This window comes from Georgenia sp. Z1491, from assembly GCF_057652395.1.
This window is the reverse complement of the sequence record NZ_CM172729.1, coordinates 2,154,806-2,169,663: the sequence shown is the minus strand read 5'-3', so window position 1 is coordinate 2,169,663 and position 14,858 is coordinate 2,154,806. Positions and strand designations below refer to the sequence as shown.

Below are 14,858 nucleotides of genomic sequence, written 5' to 3'. Positions count from 1 at the left end.
CCATGACCACGTCACCACGCACCGTGCGCCGCGCCGCCGCTCTCCTCGTCGCGGGCCTCGCCGCCACGACGCTCGTCGCCTGCGGCGGCGGCACCGAGAGCCCGACCGAGTCCGGGAGCGACGCCGGCTCCGGCGGCGAGCCGCTGACCATCGGCCTCACCTACGTGCCGGACGTCCAGTTCGCGCCTTTCTACATCGCGCAGGAGCGCGGCTACTTCGAGGACGAGGGCGTCGACGTCGAGCTGCGGCACCACGGTGCCTCCGAGGGACTGTTCACGGCCGCCGAGGCCGGCGAGGAGGACGTCGTCGTCGCGGGCGGGGACGAGATGCTCCAGGCCGTCGCCCAGGGCGCGGGTCTGACCACCGTCGCCACCATGTACCAGGACTACCCCGTCGCGGTCCTCGCGCCGGAGGACTCCGGGATCACCACGCTCGAGGACCTCGCCGGCGCCAGCGTCGGCGTGCCGGGCGAGTTCGGTCAGACCTGGTTCGGCCTGCAGGCGGCTCTGGCCACGCTGCCCGGCGGCGGCGAGGACGTCGACGTCCAGACCATCGGCTTCACCCAGGTCTCGGCGCTCACCGCCGGTCACGTCGACGCCGTCGTGGGCTTCGTCAACAACGACGCCGTCAGCCTGGCCCGCGCCGGCACCCCCGTGCGCGAGATCGCCCTCGGCGACGACGTCCCGCTGGTCGGCGTCGGGCTCGTCGCCACCGACGCGGCACTGGGGGAGCGCGAGGGCGACGTCGCCGCCGTGGTGCGCGCCGTGCTGCGCGGCATGGCCGACATGGCCGAGGATCCCGAGGGCGCGGTCGACGTCGCAGCGACGCACGTCCCCGACCTCACGGGCGAGGACGCGCGCGCGGCCGCGATCGCCGTTTCCGAGGCCACCGCCGCCCTGTACGGGGACGCGGACTCCCGCGGCACGATCGACGCGGAGCGCTGGGCCGCCATGGCGGAGTTCATGTCCTCGGCGGGCCTCCTCGAGGGCGAGGTCGACCCGGAGGCCGCGATCACCGCGCTGCCGGACACCCCGGTCGTGCTCGCCGAGAGCGCCGTAAACTGACGCGCGTGAAGACGTTCGACCAGCTGTTCGCGGAGCTGAGCGCCAAGGCCGAGGAGCGCCCCGAGGGCTCGGGCACCGTCGCCCAGCTCGACGCGGGCGTCCATGCCATCGGCAAGAAGATCGTCGAGGAGGCCGCCGAGGTGTGGATGGCCGTCGAGCACGAGAGCGACGAGGCGGCGGCCGAGGAGATCAGCCAGCTCCTGTACCACGTCCAGGTGATGATGATCGCCCGCGGCCTCCAGCTCGACGACGTCTACCGCCACCTCTGAGCGCGCCCCGCCCGCACCACGGAAGAGACCCCCACATGCTGCGTATCGCCGTGCCCAACAAGGGCTCCCTGTCCGAGCCGGCCGCCGACCTCCTGTCCGAGGCCGGGTACCGCCGACGTCGGGACGCCCGCCAGCTCGTCGTCGCCGACCCCGACAACGAGGTCGAGCTGTTCTTCCTGCGCCCGCGCGACGTCGCCGTCTACGTCGGTGCCGGCACCGTGGACTGCGGCATCACCGGACGGGACCTCCTGCTCGACTCGGGTGCCGACGCCGTCGAGCACCGGGCGCTCGGCTTCGCGCGCTCGACCTTCCGGTTCGCCGCGCCCGAGGACGGACCGAGGCGCGTCGAGGACCTCGCCGGGCTGCGGGTGGCCACCTCCTACGACACGGTCGTGCGCGCGTTCCTCGCCGATCGGGGCATCGACGCCGGCACCGTGCACCTCGACGGCGCCGTGGAGTCTGCCGTCCGCCTCGGGATCGCCGACGCCGTCGCGGACGTCGTCGAGACCGGCTCGACCCTGGCGGCCGCCGGCCTGACGACCTTCGGCGAGCCGATCCTCCGGTCCGAGGCGGTCCTCGTCCGGCGGGCCTCGGGCGAGGAGCCGGACGGCCTGTCCGTGCTCGACCGTCGCATCCAGGGCGTGCTCGTCGCCCGCCAGTTCGTGCTCATCGACTACGACGTCCGCAAGGAGGACGTCGAGCGGACCGTCGCGCTCGCGCCCGGACAGGAGTCGCCGACGATCTCCCCGCTGCGCGACGACGGCTGGGTCGCCGTGCGGGTCATGGTCGAGCGGGCCGGCGTCAACAAGGTGATGGACGACCTCTACACGGCGGGGGCCCGCGCGATCCTCGTCACCTCGATCCTCGCGAGCCGCCTGTGACGCACGACGGGGCCGACGGCCCAGCGGCACCCGACGGCCCGGGAGCCGCTGACGGCCCAGGTGCGTCCGACGGCCAGGGCGCGCCGAAGGGTCACGAGCGGCCCGAGCAGGTCCGGGCCCGGCTCCACCGACCGATCCGCCCAAGACTCGTACCGCTGGTCGCACGGTCGCTGCAGGTCGCCGTCGTGATCGGCGCCGCCGCGATCATCCTGCTCACCGGCCGGATCCCGGGCGTCGAGCACTGGGACCTCACCGACCAGCTGCTCACCGCCCTCCTCGCGCTGATCATCGTCGGGGTGCTCGAGCGCCAGGCGCGCGTCGCCGCGCTGCCGGACGAGGCCGGGCTCACGGTCCGCAACTTCCTGTCCGGACGGCGCGTCGAGTGGGCCGAGATCCTCGGCGTCGAGTACGGCGAGCACCGGCCCTGGGCCAACCTCGACCTCGCCGACTCCAGCACGCTCGCCGTCATGGCCGTGCAGCGCAGCGACGGGCGGCGTGCCACCGTGGCGGCGGCGCGACTGTCGACGCTGGTCGAGCTCCACGCGCGCGAGCTCGGGAACGGCTCCTCCCGCGGCTGACCGGGCCGCCGCCCCGGGTGTCGGCCGTCAGCGGTCCAGCAGGCTCCCCGCGTGCGCGCCGGCGGCCGCCGCCGCGAGGAACGGGACGGGATCGGCATCGAGGTCGCGCCCCATCGTCGACAGGCGTAGCCCCGCGGCCTCCTCGACGCCCCGCAGCGCGGCGAGCAGGTCCGGCGCGCCGGAGGCCCTATCCCCACGGACGTCGAGGTCGACGCGCCGGTGGCGGCCGTCCAGGGTGTCGACGAGCCGCGCCTCCACCAGCGGGGACAGGTCCTCGCCGGGCCAGGACAGCCCGCCGGGCACGACGACGTCGCTCGGCGCCAGCGCGACCCGCCCCAGCGCGGTCACGGAGTGGTGGGACAGCCCCAGGTGACGTTCGCGCGCGTCCGTGCCGGACATGCGCAGGACGGCGATGCCGCGCCCCCGCAGGGCGGTGGCCGCGTTGAGCGCCTCGCCCGCGGCGACCCCGGAGAAGCCCCAGCGTGTGCCGGTGCCGAGGTTGCCGGGCCCCTGGGCGACGACGACGACGTCCGCCTCCAGCACGAGGCGAGCGCCGAGCAGGCCGGTGTGCACGGTGACGGCCTCGACGTCGCCGCCGAACGCCTGACCGACCGTGACGGTGCCGATGATCAGGCCCGTGTCCTTGAGAGCCGCCCCCGTTCGCGAGAACCAGGCGGGCAGGGCGCCGCCGTCCGTCATGAGCGAGGCGACGCGTGCGCCCGGCCGGACCGCGTGCACGCCGGCCACCACGGCCGGCAGTGCGGAGTGCAGGTCGGCCACGACGACGGGCGTCCCGCCGAGGTCGTCGGCGTCCTCGAGGGTGCCGTGGTGGGCGGACTCCTGCTCGTCGACGCCGAGCACCATCACCTGCCCCGGCGTGTAGCGCGCCTTGACGAGATGGCCGGGCCCGGGCGGGGGGTCGGCCGGGAGCCGGTCGGGCAGGGCGACGACGAGGGCGTAGCCCCCGGTGCCGAGGCCCTTCTTAAGGGCGGTGACGTTGAGCAGAACCCGGTCGCCGGGCACGGGCGAGCCGACGAGCGCCGGGTAGGCGAGTGCGCGCACGGACCGCCCGTCCACGTCGACCTCGAGCTCGACGGCGCCCGACCACTCGCGTCGAAGGGAGAGCACCGTCCCGGCGCGCCACAGGATCACGTCGTCACGCTACCTCCGCCGGTAGCGTGAGGGGGTGAGCGAGCCGAAGGTCCGGGTGACCAAGGAGGAGCGACTCCTCAACCTCCTCGCCGCGCTGAGGTCCACCGAGCGCGGCCTGTCCAAGTCCGACGTGCGGCGACTCGTCCACGGCTACGGCGGCCAGAAGGACGACGCGTTCGAGCGGATGTTCGAGCGCGACAAGGACTCGCTGCGCTCGCTGGGCGTCCCGCTGCTCACCACCGTCTCACCCGTCCACCTCACCGACATCGCCTACCGGCTCGGCGGGGACGACGAGAGCGTCGCGGAGCTCGAGCCGACCGCCGAGGAGGCCGCGGTCCTCGCCGCGGCCGCCGGGGTCTGGCGGGACGCCGCCACGAGCGCTCCCGCCCAGCGCGGACTGACGAAGCTGCGCGGGCTGGCCCCCGAGGTCCGCTCCGGCGGCCCCGGGGGCCGGACCGGCGTGGGGCTGGCCGAGCCGGGCCCGGCCTTCACGGCGCTCCTCGACGCGCTGGAGACGGGACGTGCCGTCCGGTTCGACTACCGGGCCGCCTCGACGGGCGAGCTGAGCACCCGCCTCGTGGACCCGTGGCGACTGGCCGCACGCGGACGCTCCTGGTACCTCGTGGGACACGACCACGACCGGGGCGCCGTCCGGGTCTTCCACCTCTCGCGCGTGCGCGGGAGGGTGAGCGACGCCGAGGCCCCGGAGCGTGTGCCCGCACCCGCGGACCTCGACCTGTCGGCCGTGCTGAGCGCGTCGCGTCGTCAGCGGGCCGAGGCGAGCCTCGCGCTCGCGCCGGGACGGGGGGCCGTGGTGCGCGCACGGGCGGGCGAGGGCCGCGACGCCGCCGACGGGGACGCGGCGGACAGTGGCGCTGCCGACGGGCACGCGGCGGACAGGGATCCCGCGCCCGCCACCGACCTCGTCCCGGACGGCTGGGACGTCCTCGACCTCACGACCGACGACCTCGAGGGGCTGGCCGGCGACGTCGCGGCGCTCGGGGACGTGGCCCTCGCCCTCGCGCCGCCGGCACTCGTCGACGCCGTGCGGCGCCGGCTCGCGCGCGCGGCCGCGGTGCCGGTCTCCTCGGCGCCCGTCGCCGAGGAGACGGGCACCACGGCCCCGACCAAGCCCGCCCCGCGTCGCGAGGGGGCCGAGGACCGGCTGGCCCGGCTGCTCTCGCTGGTCCTGCGGCTCCACGAGAAGGGCGACCAGAGCGTCACCGAGCTCGCCGAGCACTTCGGGGTCAGTGAGAAGCAGGTCATCGCCGACGTCGAGCTGCTGTGGGTGACCGGCCTGCCCGGCTACCAGCACGACGACCTCATCGACTTCTCCGTCGACGCCTTCGAGTCCGGCGTGATCTCGCTGGCGAACGACCAGGGGCTCGCCCGCCCGCTGCGGCTCACCACGGACGAGGCCGTCCTCCTGCTCGTCGCCCTCGGGCCGCTGCGCGCCGTCGCGGGCTCGGTCGGGATGCCCACCGCCCTCATCGACGGTCTCGCGGACAAGCTCGAGGTCGCCGCGGGCACGGCGTCGACGGTCGCGCGGGCGATCGACGTGGCGGTGCCCGGTGCCGACCCGGTCGCGCTGTCGCGCGCGCGAGAGGCGCTGCGGCTGGAACGGCGCCTGCACCTGGTCTACGTCTCCGGCGGCGACGTGCGCACCGAGCGCGACGTCGATCCGCGCTCACTCGTCCTCGACGCGGACGACTGGTTGCTCTCCGCATGGTGCCTGCGCGCCGGGGCGCCGCGGACCTTCCGGGTCGACCGGATCGTCACCGCGGACATCACCGACACACCGGTCGAGGAGCACCCGTGGCCGGAGCGCACCGGGCAGGTCGGTGACATCGGCGAGGAGGTCGTCGTCGAGCTGACGTCGGCGGCCCGGCCGTTCGCCGAGACCGTGCCGTCGATCGCGACCGAGGACCTCGCGGACGGCGGTGTGCGGGTCCGGCTGCGCGTGGCCGACCGGGCCTGGTTCGTCGGGGCGATGCTCGACCTGGGCGAGGAGGTCACCGCGATCGGACCCGAGGAGCAGGCCGAGCGGGTGCGCGCGGCCGCCCGCGCGGCACTGCGGCGCTACGGCGGCTGAGCGACGAGGGCCGAGCAGCCGCGGGCTACTCCCGCCCCGGGTGCAGGGCCGGGACCATCCGGGCGGGGTCGTCCGTGATGACCACGCTCGCCCCGAGCGCCCGCACCCGCGCGGCGCGGGTCACCGAGTTGACCGTCCACGCCCATGTCTCCAGGCCGGCCTCCCGCGCGCGGGAGGCGAGCTCCGGACCCAACCAGGTGTGCCGGGGAGCGATGGCGAGAGCGCCGAGAGCACGGGCGGCCGCGACCGGGTCGGGATCTCCCCACGCCTCGGTCGCGGGCCCGAGGAACGGCGAGCCTGCCGCGGTGGACGGACCGTCGGCGAGCACGGCGCGGGGGAGCGCGGGCAGCAGCTCGGCCGCCGCGGCCAGCACCGCCCGGTCGAACGACTCGAGCACGCACCCCGGCCCGCCGGAGCGGCCCGCCAGCACCTGACCGACGGCGGCCACGACCTCGCGCGGCGTGGCGCACGGGAGGGAGCCGTCGGGGGCCGACTTGATCTCGACGAGCACCCACGGGTCGCTCCCGGCATCCCCGGCCGCCACCTCGATCGCGTCGAGCGCGGCGACGAGCGTGGGGACGCCGAGGCGCCCCAGCTCGTCCGCCGTCAGCTCGCGCGTGGCCCGGCGGCCGATCAGCAGGTCGTGCCGGACCACCGGCACCCCGTCCGCCGACAGGTGCGTGTCGAGCTCCACGCCGTCGGCACCGACCTCGACCGCGCGGACGAACGCCGGGAGCGTGTTCTCGCGGCGCTCGGCGGACGCCCCGCGGTGCCCGAGGACCTCGAGGTGGTCGTCCGCCGCCCCGCCCTCCGGTCCTGATCCGGCGCGGGCGTCTATCCTGGGCATGTTCCATCCTCCCCGACGAAGGTGACCGCCATGTTCCGCAACGGCCTCCAGCCGATGCACATCCTCGTGCTCGTCGTGGTGATCCTGCTCGTCTTCGGCGCCTCGCGGCTGCCCGACATCGCCTCGTCGATCGGGAAGTCGCTCAAGGTGTTCAAGAAGGAGGTCCGCGAGCTGCGCGAGGACGACGACGCGCCGTCCGGCCGCGCGGACCAGGACCCCGGCGCCCACGGTGGCACGGGAGACGGTGGCATCGACGACCGTGGTCGGGCACCCGGGGGTGAGGGAGACGGCGGCCGGTCGCCACGCGGGGGAGCACCGGATCCGCGCCCGGCGGGCTCCGATGACGACCGTGCCCCGGACGACCACGCGTCCTCCCGGCCACCGAGCACGCACGCCCCCGGTCGGCAGCAGCCGCCCTCCGGCTCCGCCGGGTAGCCGGTGGCGCGCCGCAGGCGCAACCCCGAGGGACGGATGCCGCTGCGTGCGCACCTCGGTGAGCTGCGCCGTCGTCTCCTCTACGCGCTCGCGGGCGTCCTGCTCGGCGCCGTGGCCGGCTGGTTCCTCTACGACCCGGTCCTCGAGTCCGTGTCCGCGCCGCTCAACGTCGCCCGGGCGGACGGCGCGCTCGCGGGCCTGAACTTCACCACGCTGGGTTCCGCGTTCGACCTGCGCGTCCAGGTCGCCGTCGTCATCGGGCTGTTCCTCACCTCGCCGTGGTGGGTCGGTCAGCTGTGGTTGTTCCTCTCGCCCGCCATGCACCGCGGGGAGCGCCTCACGGCCGCCGCCTTCGCCCTCACCGGCGCGGCGCTGTTCCTCGCCGGCGGTGCGTTCGCGTGGATGCTCGTGCCGCACGTCGTCGAGATCCTCACGTCCTTCGTGCCCGAGCAGGGCACGAGCCTCGTCGACGCCCGGTCCTACCTCGTGTTCGTCCTCCGGGTGCTCGTCGTCTTCGGCGTGGCGTTCCTCGTGCCCGTCGTCATGGTCGGGCTCGGCGCGGCCCGCCTCGTGCGGGCCCGGACCTTCCTGCGGGGCTGGCGCTGGGCGATCATCGGCGCGTTCGTCTTCGCCGCCTTCGCGAACCCGCTGCCCGACGCGTGGTCGATGATCGCCATGGCCATGCCGATCCTCGTGCTGTACTTCGGGGCGATCGGCGTGTGCGCGGTGCTGGAGCGCATCCGTGCCCGCCGCGACCGGTCAGCGGCCACCGCCGCAACCGGCGCCGACGGCCCCACCGGGGCCACAGCCGCACCGACGACCGCCACGGAGGACCCCGCATGACCGCGCGCGTCGGGCTCGTCATCAACCCCTCCGCCGGCGCCGGCAACGGCTCGCGCGTGGCGAGCGAGGTCCGGGCCGTCCTGGCCGACCTCGCGATCACCGACGACCTCACCTCCGCGAACGCCCTGCACGCGCTGGCCCGCGCGCACGCCGCCGCGCGCGAGGGCCGGATCGACGCCCTCGTCGTCGTCGGCGGGGACGGCATGGCCCACCTCGGCCTCAACGCCGTGGCCGGCACCGACGTCCCCCTCGGGCTCGTGTCGGTCGGCTCCGGGAACGACGTCGCCCGGGCGCTCGGCCTGCCCGTCGGCCGCCACGTCGACTCGCTGCGCATCATCCACGCGGCCCTCGACCCGCGCGACCGGTCCGCGGCGCCACGCGCGATGGACGCCGTCCGCGTCGCCCGCCCCGGTGCGCCGCTCGGGCGCCACGCCGCCGGTGACCGCCTCGGCCTCGTCCCGGGCGGCGAGGACGTGCGCTGGTGCGCGTCGTCCCTCGTCGTCGGGTTCGCCGCCCAGGTCAACCTCACGGCCAACCGCTACCGCTGGCCGCGCGGGGGAGCGAAGTACGTGCGGGCGACCGCTGTCGAGACGATGCGCTTCCGCCCCTACGGCGCGCGCGTGGACGTCGACGGCGAGGTCCGCACCGGGCCGACGACGCTGGTCTCGGTGTCCAACACCCCGCTCATCGGTGGCGGCCTCGAGGTCGCCCCCGGCGCGGACCCGGGCGACGGCATGCTCGACGTCGTCCACATCGACGCCGTGGGACGCCCCACGATCGCGACGCTCTTCCCTCGCTTCGCGGGCGGCTCGCACGTGGGGCTGGACCCCGTGCACGTCTCGCGCGGACGGCGGGTCGAGATCCACGACGCCCCCGAGCACGGCCGGTCACTGCCGGTCGCAATGGCCGACGGCGAGGAGGTGGGGGCGGGCCCGCTGGTCGCCGAGGCCGCGCCGGGGGCGTGGCGAGTGTGCACCTCGACGCGAGCGACATAGCCTGATCAGCATGACCTCTCCCGCCGAGCGGTACGCCGCGTCCCGCCGGCGACCGGCCGGCGTCGACCCCGAGCTCGAGCTCGACGAGTTCCGGGCCGGGCTCGCGTTCTCCCTGGACCCGTTCCAGGTCGAGGCGTGCCGCGCCGTCGCCGAGGACCGGGGCGCGCTCGTGGCCGCGCCGACCGGTGCCGGCAAGACCGTCGTGGGGGAGTTCGCCGTCCACCTCGCTCTGCGCCGCGGCAGGAAGGCCTTCTACACGACGCCGATCAAGGCGCTGAGCAACCAGAAGTTCACCGAGCTCCGCGCCCGGTACGGCGAGGGCCGGGTCGGTCTTCTCACGGGGGACACCTCGATCGACGGCGACGCCGACGTCGTCGTCATGACCACCGAGGTCCTGCGCAACATGCTCTACTCGGGCTCGCCGGCGCTCAAGGGGCTCGGCTTCGTCGTCATGGACGAGGTCCACTACCTCGCCGACCGGTTCCGCGGGCCCGTGTGGGAGGAGGTCATCCTCCACCTCGACGAGCGCGTGCGCATCGTCTCGCTGTCCGCGACCGTGTCCAACGCCGAGGAGTTCGGCGACTGGCTCACCGAGGTCCGCGGCGACACGGCCGTCGTCGTCTCCGAGCGGCGCCCGGTCCCGCTGTGGCAGCACCTCATGGTGGGGCGCCGCATCCACGACCTGTACTCCCACGACGTCGACCCCACCGACGTGGGTGCGGACCCGCCCCTGAGCCCCGAGCTCCTCGAGGCCGTCCGACGGGCGTCCCGCCACACGCGCGGCCAGCACGGACGGCCGCAGCGGCGTCACCGCCCCCGGGGCCGGGGCCGGGACCTCGAGAGCCGCCGCGACGACGCCCGGCCGGTCCGGCGCCCGGCGCGGGCCGACGTGGTACGGGCCCTCGACGACCAGGCGCTGCTCCCGGCGATCGTCTTCATCTTCTCGCGCGCCGGCTGCGAGGACGCCGTGCGGCAGACGGTCGGGTCCGGCGTGCGGCTCACCACCGCGCGGGAGGCCGCCGAGATCCGCCGGCACCACGAGGCCGCCACCGCCTCCCTGCCGCCCGCCGACCTCGGTGTCCTCGGCTACGACCGGTGGGCCCACGCCCTCGAGCAGGGCGTCGCCGCGCACCACGCGGGCATGCTGCCGGTGTTCAAGGAGGTCGTCGAGGACCTGTTCGCCGCCGGCCTCGTCAAGGTCGTCTACGCGACCGAGACCCTCGCCCTGGGCATCAACATGCCCGCGCGGTCCGTCGTCGTCGAACGGCTCGACAAGTGGGACGGGTCCGCGCACACGGCCCTCACGCCGGGGGAATACACCCAGCTGACGGGCCGGGCCGGCAGGCGGGGCATCGACGTCGAGGGCCACGCCGTCGTGCTCTACGCCGACGGCGTCGACCCGTCCCACGTGGCCGGCCTCGCCTCGCGCCGCACCTACCCCCTGCGCTCCGCGTTCCGCCCCACCTACAACATGGCCGTCAACCTGCTGCAGCGCCTCGACCTCACCCGCGCCCGGCACGTCCTCGAGCAGTCGTTCGCCCAGTTCCAGGCCGACCGGTCCGCCGTCGGCCTGGCCCGGCAGGTGCGTAAGCACGAGCGCTCCGTCGCGGAGCTCGCCGAGCAGATGCGCTGCCACCTCGGGGACTTCGCCGAGTACCAGGAGCTGCGCGAGCAGCTCTCCGCGGCCGAGGGCGAGGAGTCGAGGTCTCGCGCCGCCGCCCGCCGCCGGGAGACCGAGGCGTCGTTCCGGACGGTGCGCCGGGGCGACGTCGTCGCCTTCGGTCGTGGCCGCCGCACCGAGCACGCCGTCGTCCTCGAGCCGGCCGAGGCGGGCATGGACCGGGTCGGGATCCAGGTCCTGGGCGACGACCGGCGCGCCCGGCGGCTCACCGCGACCGAGGTCCCGCACGGGCTCCGCGTGGTCTCCAAGGTCCCCCTCCCGAAGCGGTTCAACCCGCGTAACCCCACCGAGCGCCGCGACCTGGCCTCCTCGCTCCGCAACGCCCTGGCGCAGGGGACCCGCCCGCGGGCGGACGCCCCGAGCCACGGCGCGGGCGCGCCGGCCGGCGACGCGCCGGCCGGTCCGGGCGCGCACGGCGGCGCGACGCCGGCGGGCCCGGGCCCCCACGCCCGGGCCGAGGCTGTGCGGGAGGCCCTGCGCGCCCACCCCTGCCACGGCTGCTCCGACCGCGAGAACCACGCGCGCGTCGCCCGGCGCTGGTCCCGGGCGAAGGTCGAGCTTGCCGACCTGACCGGACGCATCGAGCAGCGCACCGGGTCGGTGGCTCAGGACCTCGTGCGCGTGTGCGACGTCCTCGGCGAGCTCGGCTACCTCGACGACGAGACGGGGACCGAGCAGGGCCGGACGGTCACCGAGGACGGCCGGTGGCTCGCCCGCATCTACGCCGAGCGCGACCTGCTGCTCGCGGAGTGCCTGCGCTCGGGCGACTGGGACGGCCTCGCACCCGCGGAGCTCGCGGCCGCGGCCTCGATGATCGTCTCGTCGAACCGCACCGCGGACCTCGCGGCCGCCGGGGCCGCCCGGCCGCCGGGCCCCCTCGGCGAGGCCGTCCGACGCACCCACCGGCACGCGGCCCGCCTCGCCGACCTCGAGCGCGCGCACGGCCTGCCCCCGACCGAGCCCGTGGACGACGCACTCGTCCGCGCCATCCTCGAGTGGGCGCAGGGCGGCTACCTGATCGACGTCCTCGACCTGGCCGGCATCGGGGCGGGCGACCTCGTGCGCCAGTGCAAGCAGCTGCTCGACGTCCTCGACCAGATCGCGACTGCCGCCCCGAGCCCCGAGCTCGCGCACGCCGCCTGGGAGGCGGTCGGTCTCGTGCGTCGAGGCGTGGTGGCATGGTCGAGCGTCTGAGCGTCTGAGCGTCTGAGCGTCTGAGCGTCTGAGCGTCTGCCGGCGGCCACGCCACCGGGGTTGTCCACAGCCCGTGGAGGACACGCCGAGGGACGACACGCCGGGGAGTCCGCGGCCCACTGACCTGCAACCAAGCCCTTGACCTGCCAATACACCGCCGCCGGTGGCGGAGGGGAGGATGCGGGGTACTCCGCGTCCGGGCTATGTTCTCCCAACGCCTCGCGGCAGGTGGCCGGGCCCCGACCTGGCCGTGACGCCGTAGGTCGCACGGCCCGCGCGCCCAGTAGAAAACGTTGTCGACGCCCCCGGGCGACGGCACGGTCCGAAGGGTGCGCGGGCCTCCCCCGGTGCGGTCGCCGGGGCGGATCGGCGGGCGCCCCCGCTCCTTCGTAGACTTCCCCGGTGCCCGCCACGCTCCCGCGCCCGATCGCCCTGGTCCTCGCCGTCGCCGCCGGGCTCGCGGCCGACCTGGCGTTCGCCCCCCGGACGTGGTGGTGGCTCGCGATCCTCGCCGTCGGGGCGCTCCACCTGGCGCTGCGGGGTCACTCCGCGAGGTTCGCCTACCTCGTGGCCGCCGGCTTCGGACTGGCCTTCATGCTGCGGCACCTCTCGTGGGCGGTCCAGGCTGTCGGCGGCGGGGAGTGGCTGCCGTGGGTGGCGCTGTCGATCCTCGAGGCCCTCATCCTCGCCCTGTACGGGCCGCTGCGCGCCTGGGCCGTGACCGCGCTCGGCGCATCCCGTCGACCGCTGATCGGCGCACTCCTCGCGGCTCTCGCCTGGGTCGGCGTGGAGGTGGTGCGCTCGAACGTCCCGTTCGGCGGACTGCCGTGGGGCGTGCTCGCGCACAGCCAGGTCGACGGGCCGCTCGTCTCCCTCGCCCGGCTCGGCGGGGAGCCGCTCGTCTCCGCGCTCGTCGTGCTCACCGGCGTGCTGCTCGCCGAGGGCGTGTCCGCCACGAGCAGGCTGCGTCCGTTCCGTGGTGTGCGGCTGGTCGCCACCGGGGGCGTCGTCCTGCTCGTGGGCCTGATCCTGCCGCTGCCGACGGGCGCCCAGTCGGGCACGCTCTCGGTCGGTGCCGTCCAGGTCCACGTCCCCGGCGGCGGGCTGACAACCAGCGCGGAGGCTCGCCAGGTCACCGCCGACCATGCGGACCTCACCGAGGAGCTCGTGTCCGGCGAGCCCGATCTGGACCTCGTCCTGTGGGCCGAGTCCGCGGCCGACGTCGACCCGCGCACGGACGAGGACGTCGCGGCGTCCGTCGAGCGGGCCGCGCAGGCGGCCGGCGTGCCGGTCCTCCTCGGTACCCAGCGGTACGTCGACGACGGCGACGGCGGCCGGAACCGTTACAACGAGCTCGTCGTCTGGGAGGCCGGTCAGGGGCCGGTCGGTCAGGCCTACGCGAAGCAGCACCCGGTGCCGTTCGGCGAGTACATGCCCTACCGGAACTTCTTCCGGTTCTTCTCCCCGGCCGTGGACCGCGTGACCACCGACATGCTGCCCGGCGACCGACCGGGCCTCGTCGAGGTCGGTGTCGAGCGGCTCGGTCGGCAGGTCCCCCTCGCGGTGGGGATCTGCTTCGAGGTCGGCTACGAGGCGATCATCGCCGAGGGCGTGGCGCTCGGCGGGGAGATGATCGTCATCCCGACCAACAACGCCACCCACGGCGACACCGCGGTCAGCGCGCACCAGCTGGCCATGACGCGGTTCCGCGCTGTGGAGTTCGGGCGGTCCGCCGTGCAGGTCGGACGCACCGGCGTGTCCGGCGTCGTCGCCCCCGACGGGGAGCTGCTCGAGCGCACCGACCTGTTCGAGGTGACGACGTACACGGGCGAGGACCTCCCGCTGCGCACGGAGATCACGCCCGCCGTGCGTGTGGCGCGTCCCGCAGGACTCGTGGCCGTCCTGGTCACCGCGGGCCTGGGCGTGGCCGGTATCGTCAGGGGCCGCCTCACGGCTCCCGCCCGCTCGCGGTGAGCCGAGGCGCACGCCCCGGCCCCGACCCAGGAGCACCCGTGTCCGCACCCGACGACGCGCACCCGTCCTCGCCCGAGGACGCGCACCCGCGCACGCTCGTCATCATCCCGACCTACAACGAGCTGGAGTCCCTGCCCGTGGCCGTGCGCCGCGCGCGCGAGGCCGCACCGTGGGTCGACGTCCTCGTGGTCGACGACGCGAGCCCGGACGGCACGGGCGACCTCGCCGACGAGCTGGCGGCGGCCGACGCGCAGGTCGACGTCCTGCACCGGGCCGGCAAGGAGGGCCTCGGTCGGGCGTACGTCGACGGGTTCTCGCGCGCCCTTCAGCGCGGCTACGAGCTCGTCGTGGAGATGGACGCCGACGGCTCCCACCGGGCTGTCGACCTGCCGGTCCTCCTCGAGCGCGCGGAGGCGGGCGACGCCCCGGACCTCGTCATCGGCTCGCGCTGGGTCCCGGGCGGCGAGGTCGCGAACTGGCCGCGCAGCCGGGAGGTCATCTCGCGGACCGGCAACACGTACGTCCGGCTCGCGCTGGGGATGTCGGTCGGCGACGCCACCGCGGGGTTCCGGGTCTTCCGCGCCGCGACGCTTCGCGCGCTGGACCTGGACGAGGTGGAGTCGGCCGGCTACTGCTTCCAGGTCGACATGACCTGGCGCGTCCACCGCGCGGGCATGCGCATCGTCGAGGTGCCGATCGTGTTCGTCGAGCGCGAGGAGGGCGTGTCCAAGATGACGGGGGGCATCGTGCGGGAGGCGCTGTGGCGCACCACCGCCTGGGGCGCCCGCCACCGGGCCGGGCAGGTCCGCGGACTCCTGGGCAGGTTGCGCCGCCGCTGAGGATCCGGCGGGCG

13 protein-coding genes are annotated in these 14,858 nt (G+C 75.4%); 11 read left to right on the top strand and 2 right to left on the bottom strand.

Going from position 1 to position 14,858, the window contains the following annotated elements:
* Positions 1-2: 2 nt before the first annotated feature.
* The 4 genes from AC24HA_RS10025 to AC24HA_RS10010 all read left to right on the top strand — a co-directional run bounded on the left by AC24HA_RS10025 (position 3) and on the right by AC24HA_RS10010 (position 2,792).
* Positions 3-1,064 carry an ABC transporter substrate-binding protein gene (locus AC24HA_RS10025; protein WP_425709461.1) on the top strand — a complete coding sequence of 354 codons (1,062 nt, stop codon included), beginning with the start codon at positions 3-5 and terminating at the stop codon, positions 1,062-1,064.
* 5 nt (positions 1,065-1,069) lie between these two features.
* Positions 1,070-1,333, top strand: coding sequence for a phosphoribosyl-ATP diphosphatase (locus AC24HA_RS10020; protein ID WP_425709460.1), 264 nt, complete (start codon positions 1,070-1,072; stop codon positions 1,331-1,333).
* A 35-nt stretch (positions 1,334-1,368) separates the two neighbouring features.
* Positions 1,369-2,214, top strand: coding sequence for an ATP phosphoribosyltransferase (gene hisG / locus AC24HA_RS10015; protein ID WP_425709459.1), 846 nt, complete (start codon positions 1,369-1,371; stop codon positions 2,212-2,214).
* A 185-nt stretch (positions 2,215-2,399) separates the two neighbouring features.
* Complete coding sequence (locus AC24HA_RS10010) at positions 2,400-2,792, top strand: PH domain-containing protein (protein WP_425709458.1); 393 nt, start codon at positions 2,400-2,402, stop codon at positions 2,790-2,792.
* A gap of 27 nt (positions 2,793-2,819) precedes the next feature.
* Here the strand turns inward: AC24HA_RS10010 and AC24HA_RS10005 are convergent, their stop codons facing one another.
* Positions 2,820-3,944: a DUF3866 family protein gene (locus AC24HA_RS10005; protein ID WP_425709457.1), complete on the bottom strand. Its 1,125-nt coding sequence runs from the start codon at positions 3,942-3,944 to the stop codon at positions 2,820-2,822.
* Positions 3,945-3,978: 34 nt separating this feature from the next.
* On the opposite strand from AC24HA_RS10005, the gene AC24HA_RS10000 reads away from it, so the two are divergent.
* Positions 3,979-6,036 (top strand): helix-turn-helix transcriptional regulator, encoded by a 2,058-nt coding sequence (locus AC24HA_RS10000; protein WP_425709456.1) that lies wholly within the window; start codon positions 3,979-3,981, stop codon positions 6,034-6,036.
* A gap of 25 nt (positions 6,037-6,061) precedes the next feature.
* Here AC24HA_RS10000 and AC24HA_RS09995 read toward each other — a convergent pair whose 3' ends face one another.
* On the bottom strand, positions 6,062-6,883 hold the full coding sequence (locus AC24HA_RS09995; RefSeq protein WP_425709455.1) for a glycerophosphodiester phosphodiesterase: 822 nt from the start codon (positions 6,881-6,883) through the stop codon (positions 6,062-6,064).
* A gap of 30 nt (positions 6,884-6,913) precedes the next feature.
* Between AC24HA_RS09995 and tatA the strand changes: the two genes are divergently transcribed.
* The 6 genes from tatA (at position 6,914) to AC24HA_RS09965 (ending at position 14,844) form a co-directional block, all read left to right on the top strand.
* Positions 6,914-7,318, top strand: coding sequence for a twin-arginine translocase TatA/TatE family subunit (gene tatA / locus AC24HA_RS09990; protein ID WP_425709454.1), 405 nt, complete (start codon positions 6,914-6,916; stop codon positions 7,316-7,318).
* A gap of 36 nt (positions 7,319-7,354) precedes the next feature.
* Positions 7,355-8,161 (top strand): twin-arginine translocase subunit TatC, encoded by an 807-nt coding sequence (gene tatC / locus AC24HA_RS09985; RefSeq protein WP_425709453.1) that lies wholly within the window; start codon positions 7,355-7,357, stop codon positions 8,159-8,161.
* The gene (locus AC24HA_RS09980; protein WP_425709452.1) at positions 8,158-9,156 is read left to right on the top strand and encodes a diacylglycerol/lipid kinase family protein; all 999 of its coding nucleotides are present in this window, start codon (positions 8,158-8,160) and stop codon (positions 9,154-9,156) included. Before tatC ends, AC24HA_RS09980 begins: the two co-directional genes overlap by 4 nt.
* Before the next feature lie 10 nt (positions 9,157-9,166).
* Positions 9,167-12,031, top strand: a complete 2,865-nt coding sequence (locus AC24HA_RS09975; RefSeq protein ID WP_425709451.1) for a DEAD/DEAH box helicase — start codon at positions 9,167-9,169, stop codon at positions 12,029-12,031.
* Between the two features lie 402 nt (positions 12,032-12,433).
* Positions 12,434-14,005, top strand: a complete 1,572-nt coding sequence (lnt, locus tag AC24HA_RS09970) for an apolipoprotein N-acyltransferase (protein WP_425709450.1) — start codon at positions 12,434-12,436, stop codon at positions 14,003-14,005.
* Positions 14,006-14,043: 38 nt separating this feature from the next.
* Positions 14,044-14,844 (top strand): polyprenol monophosphomannose synthase, encoded by an 801-nt coding sequence (locus AC24HA_RS09965; RefSeq protein ID WP_425709449.1) that lies wholly within the window; start codon positions 14,044-14,046, stop codon positions 14,842-14,844.
* Positions 14,845-14,858: the final 14 nt, after the last annotated feature.